Origin of the sequence: Bradyrhizobium sp. AUGA SZCCT0177, from assembly GCF_018130125.1 — a bacterium.
GTDB lineage: Bacteria > Pseudomonadota > Alphaproteobacteria > Rhizobiales > Xanthobacteraceae > Bradyrhizobium.
Map to the genome: position 1 here is coordinate 1 of NZ_JAFCMA010000015.1, position 15,030 is coordinate 15,030.

At 60.2% G+C, this 15,030-nt stretch carries 14 protein-coding genes; 9 read left to right on the forward strand and 5 right to left on the reverse strand.

All coding sequences use genetic code 11. The features are described from left to right. Positions 1 to 329: 329 nt before the first annotated feature. Both JQ597_RS18555 and JQ597_RS18560 read right to left on the reverse strand, forming a co-directional pair. Positions 330 to 623: a GIY-YIG nuclease family protein gene (locus JQ597_RS18555; protein WP_212265678.1), complete on the reverse strand. Its 294-nt coding sequence runs from the start codon at positions 621 to 623 to the stop codon at positions 330 to 332. Positions 624 to 785: 162 nt separating this feature from the next. Beyond that, positions 786 to 2,072 carry a T6SS phospholipase effector Tle1-like catalytic domain-containing protein gene (locus tag JQ597_RS18560; RefSeq protein WP_212265679.1) on the reverse strand — a complete coding sequence of 429 codons (1,287 nt, stop codon included), beginning with the start codon at positions 2,070 to 2,072 and terminating at the stop codon, positions 786 to 788. Positions 2,073 to 2,283: 211 nt separating this feature from the next. Between JQ597_RS18560 and JQ597_RS18565 the strand changes: the two genes are divergently transcribed. Next, complete coding sequence (locus JQ597_RS18565) at positions 2,284 to 3,363, forward strand: DUF262 domain-containing protein (protein ID WP_249147999.1); 1,080 nt, start codon at positions 2,284 to 2,286, stop codon at positions 3,361 to 3,363. Then, the gene (locus tag JQ597_RS18570; protein WP_212265680.1) at positions 3,360 to 4,025 is read left to right on the forward strand and encodes an MAE_28990/MAE_18760 family HEPN-like nuclease; all 666 of its coding nucleotides are present in this window, start codon (positions 3,360 to 3,362) and stop codon (positions 4,023 to 4,025) included. Before JQ597_RS18565 ends, JQ597_RS18570 begins: the two co-directional genes overlap by 4 nt. On the opposite strand, the gene JQ597_RS18575 is transcribed toward JQ597_RS18570, so the two are convergent. The 3 genes from JQ597_RS18575 to rpmB all read right to left on the reverse strand — a co-directional run bounded on the left by JQ597_RS18575 (position 4,018) and on the right by rpmB (position 6,068). After that, complete coding sequence (locus JQ597_RS18575; protein ID WP_212265681.1) at positions 4,018 to 5,145, reverse strand: DNA cytosine methyltransferase; 1,128 nt, start codon at positions 5,143 to 5,145, stop codon at positions 4,018 to 4,020. The genes JQ597_RS18570 and JQ597_RS18575 overlap by 8 nt on opposite strands. Next, positions 5,123 to 5,617, reverse strand: coding sequence for a very short patch repair endonuclease (locus JQ597_RS18580; RefSeq protein WP_212265682.1), 495 nt, complete (start codon positions 5,615 to 5,617; stop codon positions 5,123 to 5,125). Before JQ597_RS18580 ends, JQ597_RS18575 begins: the two co-directional genes overlap by 23 nt. A gap of 142 nt (positions 5,618 to 5,759) precedes the next feature. Continuing rightward, entirely contained in the window at positions 5,760 to 6,068 is a 309-nt protein-coding gene (rpmB, locus tag JQ597_RS18585; protein WP_192736494.1) for a 50S ribosomal protein L28, read from the reverse strand. Between the two features lie 395 nt (positions 6,069 to 6,463). Between rpmB and JQ597_RS18590 the strand changes: the two genes are divergently transcribed. The 7 genes from JQ597_RS18590 (at position 6,464) to JQ597_RS18620 (ending at position 14,773) form a co-directional block, all read left to right on the forward strand. Beyond that, positions 6,464 to 7,276 (forward strand): DUF3108 domain-containing protein, encoded by an 813-nt coding sequence (locus JQ597_RS18590; RefSeq protein ID WP_349628853.1) that lies wholly within the window; start codon positions 6,464 to 6,466, stop codon positions 7,274 to 7,276. A 431-nt stretch (positions 7,277 to 7,707) separates the two neighbouring features. Continuing rightward, positions 7,708 to 11,283, forward strand: coding sequence for a helicase-related protein (locus JQ597_RS18595; RefSeq protein ID WP_212265683.1), 3,576 nt, complete (start codon positions 7,708 to 7,710; stop codon positions 11,281 to 11,283). 78 nt (positions 11,284 to 11,361) lie between these two features. Beyond that, a complete protein-coding gene (locus JQ597_RS18600) occupies positions 11,362 to 11,631 on the forward strand; it encodes an RNA-binding S4 domain-containing protein (RefSeq protein WP_212265684.1) in 270 nt (89 codons plus the stop codon). A 147-nt stretch (positions 11,632 to 11,778) separates the two neighbouring features. Next, positions 11,779 to 12,117 (forward strand): ferredoxin FdxA, encoded by a 339-nt coding sequence (gene fdxA, locus JQ597_RS18605; RefSeq protein WP_192736497.1) that lies wholly within the window; start codon positions 11,779 to 11,781, stop codon positions 12,115 to 12,117. A gap of 436 nt (positions 12,118 to 12,553) precedes the next feature. After that, positions 12,554 to 13,357, forward strand: coding sequence for a CarD family transcriptional regulator (locus tag JQ597_RS18610; RefSeq protein ID WP_249148000.1), 804 nt, complete (start codon positions 12,554 to 12,556; stop codon positions 13,355 to 13,357). Between the two features lie 378 nt (positions 13,358 to 13,735). Further along, on the forward strand, positions 13,736 to 14,191 hold the full coding sequence (locus JQ597_RS18615; protein ID WP_212265686.1) for a host attachment family protein: 456 nt from the start codon (positions 13,736 to 13,738) through the stop codon (positions 14,189 to 14,191). 288 nt (positions 14,192 to 14,479) lie between these two features. Further along, positions 14,480 to 14,773, forward strand: coding sequence for a hypothetical protein (locus JQ597_RS18620; RefSeq protein WP_212265687.1), 294 nt, complete (start codon positions 14,480 to 14,482; stop codon positions 14,771 to 14,773). Positions 14,774 to 15,030 lie beyond the last annotated feature (257 nt).

Here is a 15,030-nt window from a genome sequence, read left to right on the forward strand (position 1 = left end):
CCCCTCGTCATGACGACGGCCGACGCCCCTCTGAGTGGGACGGGATGGCTATTGATGTGCAGGTGATTTGGGGTGGAGGGAAAGGGAAATATTTTTGATTTTCGGAAATTCTGGACTTGACATGATTTCTGACAATCGGAAGTGATTTGCCCGTCGTGCCGTTTTGTCGCAGTCCGATGTCGTCCCGGCGAAGGCCGGGACCCATACTCCGTGTCGCTTATTGTTGCAGAAGGTCTCCAACGTCAGTGCTCTTGCCGACAGGCCGCGGCGTATGGGTCCCGGCCTTCGCCGGGACGACAACGGGACGACGACACAAGACAGGACGACGACTAAAGCAGATGCGACAGATCGCTCCAGTCGGGATTCTCTTCTTCGATCAACCGTACCTTCCAGTCGCGATGCCAGTTCTTCAACTGCTTCTCGCGCGCTATGGCTTCCTGCGGCGAGGCATACGTCTCCATGTAGACCAGGCGCGTAACGCCGTACTTCTTGACGAACTCCGACCCGCGTCCGGCGCGATGCAGCGTAAGGCGATTGCTGAGATCGTTGCAGACGCCGATGTAGAGCGTTCCGTGGCGGGCAGAGGCGAGGATGTAGACGTAGTAGGTGCGGGGGGTGGTCATGGTGTCAGCAACTGGCTGTTATGGAGTCGTCGTCCCGGCGAAGGCCGGGACCCATACGCCGCGGCGGGTGTTGTGAAAAATACTGTTCGACGATTGTGCCCAAAATCCAATCCTGTGGTTATGGGTCCCGGCCTTCGCCGGGACGACGCAAGATGTTAGGCCTCACACTTCCGCCGGCATCTCCACCGCTTCCGCCTTCACCGGCATCGGCCACGTCTCGTATCTCTCCGGCAGGTTCACCGGCCGATAATCCTTCACGTCAGCCATCCGCTTCACCACCGACTCATGCACAACCGCGCCTTCCGGAATCACCCTTGGCTCCGCATCCGGAATGTAAAACCCAAAATACACCTGCCGCTTCGGCCACTCCCTGTACTTCGCGCTCTTCGGCAAGAATTCGAGCAGCCACCACGCGCCCGTCAGCGACGTATGCACCTCGCCGCGCACATCAGGCGCGACATAGGAGAACGGGCTGTTCTTGCGCGGAATCCCCCAGGCGAGCTGGTTGACATTGGCGTGGTTGAACTTGAGGCCGGCTTTTTCGGCCTCGTCGATCATCCAGAGCAGCGGATATTTGGAGAGGCCGGATTGCTTTTCGGGATAGCCGCCGCCGATATCGGCGTGCACGCCTGAAAACCACACCTGCAAGATATCCTGCGGCGCGTTCTTGATGTCGTTGAAGCGGACTGGCTTGTAGGTCTGCGGCGCGTCCCACTTCTTTAACCGGAACATGCAGCGCCGCTCGTCGATCGAGATCGCCTGCCGGAATGTCTGCACGCTCGGGTTCTGCAGCGTCCAGGCCAGTTCCTCCAGACTCGGGAGATAGAACCGGTCGGGCCGCGGCACGATCACGCTCGCCACCGTATCCCAGACGCCGACGAAGCGGATGACAGGCCAGCGCGCCGAGGTGATGCGCGCGAACTGCGCGGCGTTGTCGAACGGCGAGGGCGGCTCGGCATCCTCGGCGGCGGCGGCGTCGACGCGCCCCCTGAATTTTTCGCGCAGCTTCGGCGCCTCGTCGCTGGAGAACGCCTTGTAGGCGATCAGGCCCGAGCCTGCGAGATTGGCCTGCTCTTCCGTGATCAGGCCGATCTTGTGGATCAGCCCCGCCAGCACCCGCACGGTGTAGGCGCCGCGGGAAAAGCCGAACAGGTAGATCTGGTCGCCCTCGCGCCAGTTCTGCACCAGGAAGCAATAGGCCGCCAGCACGTTGTCATCGAGCCCATAGCCGGTGGCGAGCCCCAGGATGGCGTTGAAATTCTGCCTGAGCCGGTGCCACGTGTTCGGCCGCGCCAGCGTGCCGACCCCGGGATCGTAAAACACCAGCTGCCGCGGCTCGGTCTTCTCGGTCTTGCGCAGGCAGCGATAGAGCTTCAGCACATTGGAGATGTTTTCGGAAATCTCGTTGCCGGTGCCGTCGCAGCAGATGACGATGTTTCTGGATTCCATGAAGGGTGCCCCGGAGAGATGCAGCCGGAAGTTTAGCCGGGGATTCGCGGGGAGGCGAGGGGACTGGTGGGCGGTCGAAGGAGATTTCATACGCTACCACGGGCGGACTTAGTCTTTAGTCATGAGTCGGAGCGCGAGAACGTGCGATGATAAGCGGGAGCTTGACCCTCCACCCATGGTTGCGCTTTGATGAGGGTTGCTGGAGGAATTGATGACCCAATACGAGATAATAATGGGGGCCACGCTAGAGCCATCAGAAGATGAGATTGTTGCTGTCATCGAAGCTGCCCGACGCGACGTGCGTTATCTGGTCACGGACTATCCTGTCGAGCTTCTAGTTTCAAAGTTCAAAGAGGAACCGAAGCAGGAAGGGGACATTTACATTCCGGAGTACCAACGCAAGCTTCGCTGGACCGATCAAGCTCAGTCGTACTTCATTGAAAGCGTCATCTTACGCATCCCTGTCCCGCCGATTTTTTTCTACGACGTCAAAGGACGACTTGAAATAGTCGATGGCTCGCAACGAGTTCGAACTCTTGCTCGTTTTGTGAATGATGAGTTCACTCTAGGTGAACTAGAAAAGCTCGATATATTGTCCGGGCTAAAGTATTCGGAGCTCCCAAGTACGATCCAAAAGCGCTTATTCAACACTCCTATTCGATCGTTCGTTCTTGACGAAGGCACGGACGAAAGCACTCGGATCGAACTGTTCAGACGATTGAACACGACCGGCAAGACGCTGCATGATGCTGAGATTAGAAAAGGGGCGTTTCGTGGCGATTTTCTGGATTTGATTCTTGAGTGTGCTGCCACGCCACTATTTAAGTCCCTTTCACCGAGAATCTCAAAATCGGCTGACCCGGAAAGCGAGCGACAAGAACTTGTTACTCGATTCTTCGTGTATTCCGATCATTACTTAGAATTCAAGCACGACGTCCGTCGCTTTCTTGATCTTGAGGTCATCCGTCAGAACAAGACAATTTCCGCAGGCGAAGTGCAGCAGAAGCGCGTCGAGTTCAACAATACAATGACGTTTATTGAAGCGAACTATCCCACTGCCTTCTATCGAGGTGGAAAGGGCGGGACTTTGCCACGGGTTCGGTTTGAAGCGGTAGCCGTTGGGACCTGTTTGGCACTCCGCGAAAAGCCTGACCTTGCCTTCGATGGCAACGCGGATTGGATGTTCGGCGACGAACTGAATGCGCTGGTCCGAACTCACGCGAGTAATAGCGGTCCACGATTGCGCGATCGCATTGAGTATGTGAAAAAACAACTGTTGGCGATCGAATGATCGAGTCTGATTTTCGTGCTCGCATCTCCGGCGTTTCGTACTACCTCCGCTCTCTACGAGAGTTGGAATTGAGTCATCGAACTCCGGGGCGCGGCTTTTATCGCGCGGCTGCTACGCTTGCGGCGTCAAGAGCTGCATCATTCATCATGATCTATAATTGCGTTGAATTTGCCACGCGAGAGACTGTGATCAATGTCCGAAAAAAGATGCAAGCCGAGTCCGCGCTATTCCACGAGCTTAACGGATACTGGCAGCAAGAGATCGTCCACGCCCACTTTAGGAGCAAATTACAGGATGGTGTCAATCACACCTCGCTCATGAGCGAATTCGTTCAGTTCGTTCCGGGTAAGGTCACTTGGCTAAACAAAGGCGATGCGATTCCATTTTCTGGAAACATCGATCATGAAAAGCTTATCAAGTTTGCTCGCGATATCGGCGATCGTCGATGGCGGCCGCCAAGAGATACGCTTGGAGGGTCCGACCTTCTGACAGTGAAGACTGCGCGCAATAACTTGGCTCACGGGGAAGAGACATTTGAGGCCGTTGGAGGCAATTACTCGGTTGCAGATATTGCCGATAAGCTGCAGCGTGTTAAATCGTTCATGTGCTCTTACATTCAAATGATGGAGCGGTACGCGACGAGACGTACTTATATCAGCTAACAAAGTCGCGCAGGTCGGGGATAAAGCGTGGATGTGTTTTTAGGGAGCTCTTTTCAATCCGTGACAAAAACCCTGCGGCCGCCCGTAACGACAATTCCGATGCATCGCTAAGCTTAAAGTCTTTTAGGCTGCCAACGGTGGGTGCATCTGGTCCCTCAGAATTGAAAGAGAAAAAGGATGGTTCGCTCCCTTGCTCTCCAAATGCAGCGGTTGGCATTTTTGGAATCTGACGAATCGGTTTTGCCTTAACGTCGACTGTCGCTTGCTCGATCAAGCAGCGCCCGATCCACTCGACCACAGGAACGCTTACCGCATTGCCGATCAGTTTCCAGCGATTGCGTTTTCTCTCCTTCTTCAATGGGCCAACAGCAGTCCAATTAGCAGGAAACCCTTGCATTCGTTCGGCGTCCGATATGCCGGGCGTTATGAAGGCCCGAGTTTCCTTTTTCCAAATTGCGGGTGGCGAGGGTATCGAGAGGGCGGAGCCACCCTTTAAGGGAGGGACGGCTTCCGGTGACCATCCCAAGCCTGTATTCCCCTCAGTCCAATAAAAGCCAAACGATACGGGTGAGGAAGTATCTTCCGAGCTTGTGTTGTCGCTGCCACGAAAGAGAATCGATTGCGGAGAAAGATTACGCGATCCGAGTATGAAAACGCGGCGGCGTCTTTGGGGGACACCAAACTGGCGACTATCTAGAATACGATAGGCCCACTTATAACCAAGGCGCTCAAGATTCGACGTAACGAATTTGAGCGCTGCGCCTCCTTGCAAATGAAGAGCAAATGCAACGTTCTCCAGCAATACAAACTCGGGCTTTTCGCTGGCCGCTTCAAGAATTCGGAAAACCTCTGAGATAAGACCCGATCTATGTCCCTCAATTCCGGCCGTCCTACCGGCTTGACTAAGGTCCTGGCATGGCCAGCCCGCCGTTAGGATATCGCACTTCGGAAGGCGCCTTATTTTTGTGACGTCGCCACGAATTGGAATACGTGGAAATCTACGAAGTAGTACGGAGCGAGCGAGTGGATCGTTCTCGCACATCATCACGGTTTCAAAACCGGCGCGCGATAGACCGAGTTCAAAGCCTCCGATGCCACTAAAGAGACTTGCGACGCGCATGCAGTGTTCGCCCTTTTCCGAATCGTAGCATCCTTTTTGTCAAAACTCGAGCTTTTGTTCTAGCCGCCAAAGCTACGGTATTCGCGACGTCCCGAGCCGCATTGATGCTCTTAACCTCGCACTCCCATACGACAAAAACCTTCCATCCCGCGGCTCGAAGCGAGGCTTGTGCCCGACGATCCCGAGCAACGTTCTTCTCGAATTTATCAAGCCAAAACTCGGCCCTGGTAGCCGGGGTGGTGGTCTTTGGGCATCCGGCATGCCGATGCCAAAAGCAGCCATGCACGAAGACAGCGACGCGCGAAGGGGCAATTACAATGTCGGGTGTCCCGGGTAGGTCACGCCGGTGTAATCGGTAACGGAGGCCTGCTCGGTGAAGGGCTCTCCGAAGGTTGAGCTCTGGCTCCGTCCCTTTCTGTCGAACGGCCGCCATCATCGACGAGCGTTTTTCCTTGGAGACAATATCGGACACTTGAAACTCCGGTCATGAATATTGAGTCCAGATGGGGCCGACAATTCGGGACTGCACGGGCCATCCAAAAACAAAAACGGCCGGGTCCTTCGACCCAGCCGTTCAAAACTCTAAAGCCCGCCAATGAAGCGGAGCTAACCCCTCAGCTCGCCTTCTTCACGTATTCCGGCTTGCCGACCTTCTTCTGGATCGCGCGCTTGAGATCCAGCGCGCGGGGCGACAGCACGTCGGCCTTGGCCTTGAGAAGGTAGCCGTCGAGGCCGCCATTGTGGTCGACGCTCTTCAGCGCGTTGGTCGAGACGCGCAGGCGCACGTTGCGGCCGAGCGCGTCGGAGATGAAGGTGACGTTGACCAGGTTCGGCAGGAAGCGCCGCTTGGTCTTGATGTTCGAGTGGCTCACCTTGTTACCCACCAGCGGGCCCTTGGCCGTCAGTTCGCAGCGCCGAGACATCGCACAAAATCCTCTTCCATCCCCGCAATCAGCAAGCGCATCATGGCGCCGCGCGGGGGTCCAAAATCATGTCCATTTCCAGGAACCGCGGACGTATAGGGCGGCAGGCCCTAGGCGTCAAGGTTTTGCGGGGTTTCGCTTAAGATTTTGCGCACTCCTAAGAGGGCGGCATTGCCGGTTTGGAAGCCATTACAAGGGTTTAAGGATATCAAGACGTTAGGACCATATAAAGGGCGCAATCCCCGCCGACATGAGTGTTCCCCGCGGATTGAGCCGCCGCGAGGAGGCCATTACGCGTTGTTTGCCGGATATTTCTGACTACATAAGCAAGAGCTCACGCCAGCAGGACCGTCAGTTACGTGACCACACGTGCCATTTCGCATCGTTTCGGCCTGGTGGGCAGTCTTGCGGCCGGCGTCCTGCTGTGGCTGGCGCCGCTGGAAGCCTCCGCGCAGGGCCGGCTCGATGCCCATTACGAGGCGTCGCTGGCCGGCATTCCTGTCGGCAAGGGCACCTGGACCATCGAAATCGGCGATGATGCGTTTTCCGCGTCCGCGCAGGGCGGTTCCACCGGCCTGTTGCAGGCGTTTTCGGGCGGCAAGGGTTCCGGCGCCTCCCAGGGCCGCGTCGTGGGTGGCGCGCTGGTCGCCAACGCCTATACCGCGACCACCACGAGTTCGAAGAAATCCGAGACCATCCGCCTCGTGATCGCGAACGGGGGAGTGAAGGATTTTTCCATCGATCCGGAACCGCCTGTTGATCCCGACCGCATCGTCGTGACCGAAGCGCATCGCAAAAACGTGCTCGATCCGATGACGGGCGCGATGATCCGCGTGCCTGGAACGGGCGATCCGCTGTCGCCGGAGGCCTGCCGCACCGGCACCGGCATCTTCGACGGCCGGCTGCGCTACGACCTCAAGCTCGATTACAAGCGCATGGAAAATGTGAAGGCCGAGCGCGGTTATCATGGGCCGGCGGTGGTCTGCGCGGTCTATTTCACGCCGGTCGCGGGCTATATCCCCGATCGTCCGGTGATCAAGCACCTCGCCGCCCAGCGCAACATCGAGATCGCCTTCGTGCCGATCGCCGGCACCCGCATCCTGGTTCCATTCCGCATGACGATTCCGACCCCGTTCGGGCCTGCGATGCTGGAAGCCACGAGTTTTGTCACAACGGCGGCGCCGCCAAGGGTGGCGAAGACGCAGTAACGGCCGTCGTCCCGGCGAAGGCCGGGACCCATAACCACAGGCATTCATTGTTGCAGCAGGTGCAACTTCGACCGGCTCAAAACGGCACGGCCGCGGCGTATGGGTCCCGGCGTTCGCCGGGACGACGAGAGAATGAATCCCATTGACTCTTCACCCTTTCTGATTCGACTCCGAGCCCTCTCAACCTTTAAGGAATTCGCCTGAAAACCCCGCCTTGTGGAGCCCAGGCAAACTTGATCTAGTGCCGCATCATGAGCGCTAACGCTGGATGTTGCGGTGAACGAAGCCAGTTTAAGTAAGAGTCAGCGATTCGGGCGCGATTCGTTCTAGACTCGTTCCATAGCTTAAGCCGCGACCGCATCACCGTCGCAAACTGACACACATAGCAAGCCGCGCGGCGCCGCTGAGAATCAAAGAAACACCTGCAAATTATGGCTTTCTCCTACTCGTCCACGTTTGGACATGAACGCGCTCCCGGCGCCGGCGTTACCGCGGTGCTGGGGCCGACCAACACCGGCAAGACGCATCTGGCGATCGAGCGGATGCTCGGGCATTCGTCGGGGATCATCGGCCTGCCGCTGCGGCTGCTCGCGCGCGAGGTCTACAACAAGATCGCCGCGCGCGCGGGAGCAGATAGCGTCGCGCTGATCACCGGCGAGGAGAAGATCAAGCCGAAGAACCCGCGCTACTGGGTCTCGACGGTGGAAGCGATGCCGCGCGACATCGACGTGTCGTTTCTCGCGGTCGATGAAATCCAGATCGCGGCGGATCTCGAACGCGGGCATGTGTTCACCGATCGCATCCTGCACCGCCGCGGCCGCGACGAGACGCTGCTGCTTGGCGCTGCGACCATGCGCCCCATTATCGAGCGGCTGCTGCCGGGCGCGTCGATCGTCACGCGGCCCAGATTGTCGCAGCTTGAATTCGCCGGCGACCGCAAGATCACGCGGCAACCGCGAAGGACCGCGATCGTCGCGTTCTCGGCCGATGAAGTCTACGCGATCGCCGAGTTGATCCGCCGCCAGCATGGCGGCGCGGCCGTCGTGCTGGGCTCGCTGTCACCGCGCACACGCAATGCGCAGGTCGAGATGTTCCAGAACGGCGACGTCGATTATCTCGTCGCGACAGACGCTGTGGGAATGGGCCTCAACCTCGACGTCGATCACGTCGCGTTTGCGTCCGACCGCAAATATGACGGCTACCAGTTCCGCCGCCTCAACCCTTCCGAGTTTGCACAGATTGCCGGCCGCGCCGGCCGCGCCACGCGCAACGGCACCTTCGGCACCACGGGCCGCTGCGCGCCGTTCGAGCCGGAACTGGTGAACGCGCTGCAGAACCACACGTTCGACAGCGTCAAAATGCTGCAGTGGCGCAATTCCAAGCTGGATTTCGCCTCGCTCGGCAGCCTGCAGGTCTCGCTGGCGCTCTCGCCGCAGCACGAAGTGCTGACCCGCGCGCCGATTGCCGAGGATTTGCGCGTGCTCGATCATGCGGCACGCGACGCCGAGGTCCGGGAAATGGCCCACGGGCCGGCCGCCGTGGAACGGCTGTGGGACGCCTGCCAGATCCCGGATTATCGGCGCCTGGCACCCGCCGCCCATGCCGAACTCGTGACCACGCTGTACGGATTCCTGATGAAAAAGGGCCGGATTCCCGACGAATGGTTCGCCGCCCAGGTCGACCAGGCCGACCGCGTCACCGGCGATATCGACACGCTGTCGGGCCGGATCGCGCAAATCCGCACCTGGACCTTCGTCGCCAACCGGCCGGACTGGCTGGGTGACCCCGATCATTGGCAGGGGATCACGCGCGAGGTCGAAAATAAATTGTCCGATGCGCTGCATGAACGGCTAACGGAGCGTTTCGTTGACCGCCGTACCAGTGTATTGATGCGCCGCCTGCGGGAGAACAGTGTTTTGAATACGGAAATCGGCAAGACCGGCGAAGTGATCGTTGAAGGCCATGTGATCGGCCGCCTCGACGGATTCACCTTTGCACCAGATGCGGCGGAGGCCGGAAGCGACGCCAAGGCGTTGCAGGCGGCAGCACAGCAGGTGCTGGCCGGCGAGATCGACACGCGCGCCGAGAAACTCGCCGCAGCGCCCGACGACGCGTTCGTGCTGACGTCAGACGGCACCATCCGCTGGACCGGCGATGCGGTGGCGAAACTGGTCGCGGCCGACGACGCGCTGCATCCGCGCCTGCGCATCATTTCCGACGATCGCCTCAATGGCGCCGCGCGCGAAGCCGTGCAAACGCGGCTCGATTTGTGGCTCAAAACGCATATCGAAAAGCTGCTGGGCCCGCTGTTCGGCCTTGCCAAGGCCGAGGACATCACCGGCATTGCGCGCGGCATCGCGTTCCAGTTGATCGAGGCGCTCGGCGTGCTCGAGCGTTCGAAGATCACGGCCGAGATGAAGGATCTCGACCAGCCCTCGCGCGCGACGCTGCGCAAGTACGGCGTGCGCTTCGGCGCCTATCACATCTATTTCCCGGGCCTGTTGAAGCCTGCCGCGCGCTCTCTCGCCTCGCTGCTGTGGGCCGAGAAGCAGGACAATGTCGATATGTCGGCGCTGTCAGGCGCGCAGCATCTGGCGAGTAGCGGCCGGACCTCGTTCGCGGTCGACAAGGCACTGGCGCGCGATGCCTATCGCGTGCTCGGCTATCGCCAGTGCGGCGAGCGCGCGGTGCGCGTCGATATTCTGGAGCGTCTTGCCGATCTCGTTCGGCCCGCTTTGGCCTGGCGCGAGAGTTCGCCGGGCGAAAAGCCCGCCGGCGCGTTCGATGGCCGCAGCTTTGTGGTGACGCAGGCGATGACCTCGCTGACGGGATCAGCCGGCGAAGATTTCGCCTCGATCCTGCGCGCGCTCGGCTATCGCTCCGAGCGCCGCGCGCCGCTGCCGCCGAAGCCGGTCGCGGCGACTGAGCCGATCGTTGCAGCGGAAGCCGCGCCGGTTGAGGGCACTGATGCTGTGACCGATGCGGCCGCGCCGACCGAAGCCGCGGCAGACGCTCCGGTGGAAGCCGCGGCTGAAGCGTCGGCTGAAGCGCCCGCGCAAACCGCTGACGAGACCGTGGCCCAGCCGGTCTCCGGCGACCCCGCGCCATCGGCCGCCTTGCTGCCCGAGGTCACGCTCGCGCCGGCGCCGGCCGAGGAGCCCGCGGTGGAAGCTGAACCCGTTGTCGAGGCCGCCGCAGAGCCCGCGCCGGCCGAAACGCCAGCCGAGGTGCTGAGCGCACCCGAGGTGCCCACCGCGGCCGACGTGACGGCCGCTGTCGAGGCGGCCACGGCGCCCGACGCAATTGCTCCTGAAGCCATAACAGAAGCTGTCGCCGGCGATGCCGCAGCGACGGAAGCCGCCGCCGAAGCCAAGCCCGATGCGCCTGTCGTGCCCGAAATGGTCGAAGTCTGGCGGCCCGGTGGCCGTTCGGAAGAACGCCGTCCGCACCACGACCGCAACCGCCAGCGTCATCGCGGCCATCAGCAGAACAGGAGCGCCGACGGTGCTACGCCCGCGGCGGGTGCCGCCGGTGAAGGCGGCGAGGCTGCAGCGCCCGGACGCGAGCAGCGGCATCGCCGCGGCCGCCGTCACAACGAGTTCCGCAAGCCGCGCGAGGGCGCACCCGCTGATGCCAACGCCACGCCGCCGGCAGAGGGCGCACCGCAAGAAGCCCGTGCCGACAGCCGTCCGCCGCGCGAGCGCTTTGAAGGCAAGGGCCGCGACAATGACAACCGCCGCGACAACAAGGGCGGTGGTCGTCCGGAGAAATTCGGCGGCGATCGCAACAAGGGTGACCGCAACAAGGGCGGCGGGCGCGATAAAGGTGGCCGCGATTTCGGTGGGCGTGACAAGGGCGGCCGCGACAAGCGCGACTCTGGTCCGTCGCATCGGCAATACGCCACCAGCGCCGCGCCGCGCGAGCGCGACCGGCCGATCGATCCCAATTCGCCATTTGCAAAACTGGCGGCGCTGAAGGAACAGCTCGCCGGCAACAAGGATCGCTGATTCATCATTTTTTGACGCGTTTTCTTTACGCGAACCGGTACCCACTTCGCTTGAAAACGCTACGTTCGAGCAGGTTGATTGGATCGACAGCGTCTCGATAAATGGCTGTGGCATGCGCGGGTGGTGAAGGCCCGCACAAGTGCTGCCGCATTGGTCGAAGCCGGCCACGTCCGCATCAACGGCGTGCGCGAGAAAGCTCCGGGACATGCCGTGAAGCTCGGCGACGTCGTCACCATCGGGCTCGACAATTCGGTGCGGGTGCTGAAAGTAGCCGGCTTCTCCGAGCGGCGGGGCGATGCCGCGGCCGCGCGCGTGCTGTACGAGGATTTGCAGAACCGCAGGGAATGACTATCTGCAAACGAGCCCGTCGGGCGCTTGAAAACCCAAGCTCTCCGGCGCTGCGCCCTGCTTGTTGTTGCCTTGCTCTTCCCTTGCGGCTGCGCAGTTCATGCGCTACGCAAACCCCGGAAAAAGTTGACCGTTTCGGAGCCCTGGATGACTTACGTCGTCACTGATGCCTGCATCAAATGCAAATATACCGACTGCGTAGAGGTCTGCCCCGTGGACTGCTTCTACGAGGGCGAGAACATGCTGGTCATCCATCCCGACGAGTGCATCGACTGCGGCGTCTGCGAACCCGAATGTCCCGCCGACGCCATCAAGCCGGACACCGAGCCGGGCCTGGAGAAGTGGCTCGAGGTCAACACCGAATACGCCAAGGCCTGGCCCAACATCACCCAGAAGAAGGACCAGCCGCCCGACGCGAAAGAATTCGAGGGTGTGGAAGGCAAGTTCGAGAAATATTTTTCCAAGGAACCCGGTAGCGGGGACTGATTCGGATCGCCCCTTCCAGACCAGTTGAGACCGCTCCGGACCTAATTTGAACCTAATTCGGAGCCACCAGACCCATACACAGCCTGCCGATTTAACCTTGTTGACGGACTTATGACCGAAAGGTCCCTGCGAAGGTCCGAAACAGGGCGTAAATCATTGATTTTTGCGGAAAATGTGCTATATTGGGCACATTACAAGCCGGATTCGGCCTTGCGTAACTTTGGCCCTCCCGGTGGTTCCGTAAAAACATCGAACAGGGGCGTGGCAGTTCCGCGCGCAGGCTGTGTCACAGAAAACGCGTAAAAAGAGTGTTTCAAAGACTTCGAAAAAAGCCGCCGCGGCCAGCCGCAGCGCAACCAAAGGCCGTGCCAAGGCGTCTGTAAAGGAAGCCAAGAAGGCTGCAGCCACAAAGTCCTCGAAAAACAAAAGAAGCTCAATGCCAGATAAGACAAAAACCGCCGCGAAAGCGACGGCTTCGAAGGCCACTGCCTCGAAGGTCGCCGCCAAGACTGCCCCCAAGGCTGCCGCTGCTGCTCCCAAGGCTGCCGTTGCTGCGCCCAAGGCCGCTGTTGTGGCTCCGAAGGCCGCCGTGGTGGCCCCGAAGGCTGCCGCCCCGCGCGTGGAGGAGCCGAAGAAGGTCGTGACCCAGCGTCAGGGCTTCAAGGCCAATGAATTCGTGGTCTATCCCGCTCACGGTGTCGGCCAGATCCTGGCGATCGAGGAGCAGGAGATCGCAGGCGCCAAGCTTGAGCTGTTCGTGATCAATTTCATGAAGGACAAGATGACGCTGCGGGTGCCGACCGCCAAGGTCGCCAATGTCGGCATGCGCAAGCTGTCCGATCCGGCGCTGGTCAAGAAGGCCCTTGAGACGCTCAAAGGCCGCGCGCGCGTAAAACGCACGATGTGGTCGCGCCGGGCGCAGGAATACGAAGCAAAGATCAATTCGGGCGACATCGTTGCGATCGCCGAAGTGGTGCGCGACCTCTATCGCTCGGAATCGCAGCCCGAACAGTCCTACAGCGAACGCCAGCTCTATGAAGCGGCGCTCGATCGCCTGTCGCGCGAAATCGCCGTCGTCCAGCATTCGACGGAGACCGAAGCGGTCAAGGAAATCGAGAGCCAGCTCGCCAAGAGCCCGCGCCGCGGCGCCAAGACCGAAGCCGGTAGCGAAGCTGACGGTGAAGGTGATGAGGCCGACGCCGACGGTGACGATGCTGCCGTTGCGGACGAGGCGGCGTAAGCTACGCTACACAGATTGAATTGCGAAAAGCCCGGTCGAGAGACCGGGCTTTTTGTTTTGGGGCGATATCTAACCCCACGTCGTCCCCGCGAAGGCGGGGACCCATAACCACGAATGCGTGTTGTTAGAATTCGCCGTGGCTCCAGCTTCGCGGGATAATAACCATCGGTGGCTATGGGTCCGCCGATGCGCAATTGCGCATCTGAGATCGCACTCGTTACGCTCGCTTGTCCGGGACGACGGAGATCTTACGCAGTCTGCGGTGCAGGCCTATTGCGTGCGCATTTGACGCGATGTCGATGCCGACGCCGGCATTTCTTTGCGGAAACCCTATGTTCGCTCTGGCGTTGTCAATCAACGCAACTGATTGGAGCAAGAATGGCCACGGAACTCACACCGCAAGTTCCCCACAACGCGCTTATCTTGGTCGGCGACGGTCAAAAGGCGCTCTTCCTGCGCAACAAAGGCACCGCGCATCAAGTCCACCTTGTCGTCGAACGCATTATCGAGCGCGACAATCCGCCGACCCGCGAGCAGGGTACCGATCGTCCGGGGCGCTCCAACGCAAGTGTTGGTGTGGCGCGCAGCGCCATGGAAGAAACAGACTGGCACCACATTGCCGAGGAGCGATTTGCCGGCGAGCTTGCCGACGCGCTCTATCGCCATGCCCACGCCAATCTTTTCGAGAAGCTTGTCATTATCGCCCCGCCGAAAGTGCTGGGCAATCTTCGCAAGGCCCTCCACGCGGAGGTCATCGCGCGCGTGATTGCGGAAATTCCAAAGGAACTGACATCGCATCCGGTTGCCGAAATCGAGCGGCTTGTCGCTGCTTGAGCCGCTTGCACCGTATTCGGCAGGCTCGCGATCAGGAGCGAACGTGTCCTGAAATTTACCGTGAGAAGCCGGAACGTTTTCAGCGCGGATTCATTCGAGGCATGTGGCCGGCAACATTCAGAGCTTTGGCTGCACCCCGATCCACGATCGCACGCCCGGGAACGAATTGGATTTGCCTTGCCCTTGCCTTGGGCTTGTCCGATGCACGCGGGAACAGACAGGAGGGGAACACACCCAGACAGGGCAAAATCGCGCACCAACAAAATCGCGCACTAGATGGAGCAGATCATGAAGTTGAGCTCGACACAGGTTAAACAAACCCTGAGCCAGTTCCAGGCCGAGGTTCTTCCCGACGATCATCCGGCGGTCCCGCAGCTGAACAATCTGTTCGGGAACCACACGTTCTTTCTGGATACCCGCGGCCTCAAGGTTCTCGAACCTACCGGGGCGCCGGAGACGGAGGCTCAGAGCGGCGAAGTCGTCAGTCTCGCCGACTGGAGCGATGCGACGCTCACCAGTCTGAGGCCGCATGAACCGGAAATGACGGGTGTGGTCGTGGTGCTTGAGCCGAGCAGGCACTGAGGCGCAATTGTCCTCGGGTGAGCGAGTAGACCGCAGCGCTTGCCATACATTGATGCGTCGTCCCGGCGAAGGCCGGGACCCATAGCCACCAATGCGCATGGTCGGATCGGCTGTGGCTACAGCGTCGTGCAACAACGCACATTTGTGGCTATGGGTCCCCTGATGCGCAATTGCGCATCTGAGATCGCGCTTCGCTTGTCCGGGACGACGCTTGAGAGGAGGCCAGACTCGTCGCACGAGATCCCGGATTCGCGCTA

Bases quoted from the DNA above. Each gene is read 5' to 3' on its own strand.
- JQ597_RS18555 (WP_212265678.1), bottom strand. From the start codon at position 623: ATGACCACCCCCCGCACCTACTACGTCTACATCCTCGCCTCTGCCCGC.
- JQ597_RS18560 (WP_212265679.1), bottom strand. From the start codon at position 2,072: ATGGAATCCAGAAACATCGTCATCTGCTGCGACGGCACCGGCAACGAG.
- JQ597_RS18565 (WP_249147999.1), top strand. From the start codon at position 2,284: ATGACCCAATACGAGATAATAATGGGGGCCACGCTAGAGCCATCAGAA.
- JQ597_RS18570 (WP_212265680.1), top strand. From the start codon at position 3,360: ATGATCGAGTCTGATTTTCGTGCTCGCATCTCCGGCGTTTCGTACTAC.
- JQ597_RS18575 (WP_212265681.1), bottom strand. From the start codon at position 5,145: ATGCGCGTCGCAAGTCTCTTTAGTGGCATCGGAGGCTTTGAACTCGGT.
- rpmB (WP_192736494.1), bottom strand. From the start codon at position 6,068: ATGTCTCGGCGCTGCGAACTGACGGCCAAGGGCCCGCTGGTGGGTAAC.
- JQ597_RS18595 (WP_212265683.1), top strand. From the start codon at position 7,708: ATGGCTTTCTCCTACTCGTCCACGTTTGGACATGAACGCGCTCCCGGC.
- fdxA (WP_192736497.1), top strand. From the start codon at position 11,779: ATGACTTACGTCGTCACTGATGCCTGCATCAAATGCAAATATACCGAC.
- JQ597_RS18610 (WP_249148000.1), top strand. From the start codon at position 12,554: ATGCCAGATAAGACAAAAACCGCCGCGAAAGCGACGGCTTCGAAGGCC.
- JQ597_RS18615 (WP_212265686.1), top strand. From the start codon at position 13,736: ATGGCCACGGAACTCACACCGCAAGTTCCCCACAACGCGCTTATCTTG.
- JQ597_RS18620 (WP_212265687.1), top strand. From the start codon at position 14,480: ATGAAGTTGAGCTCGACACAGGTTAAACAAACCCTGAGCCAGTTCCAG.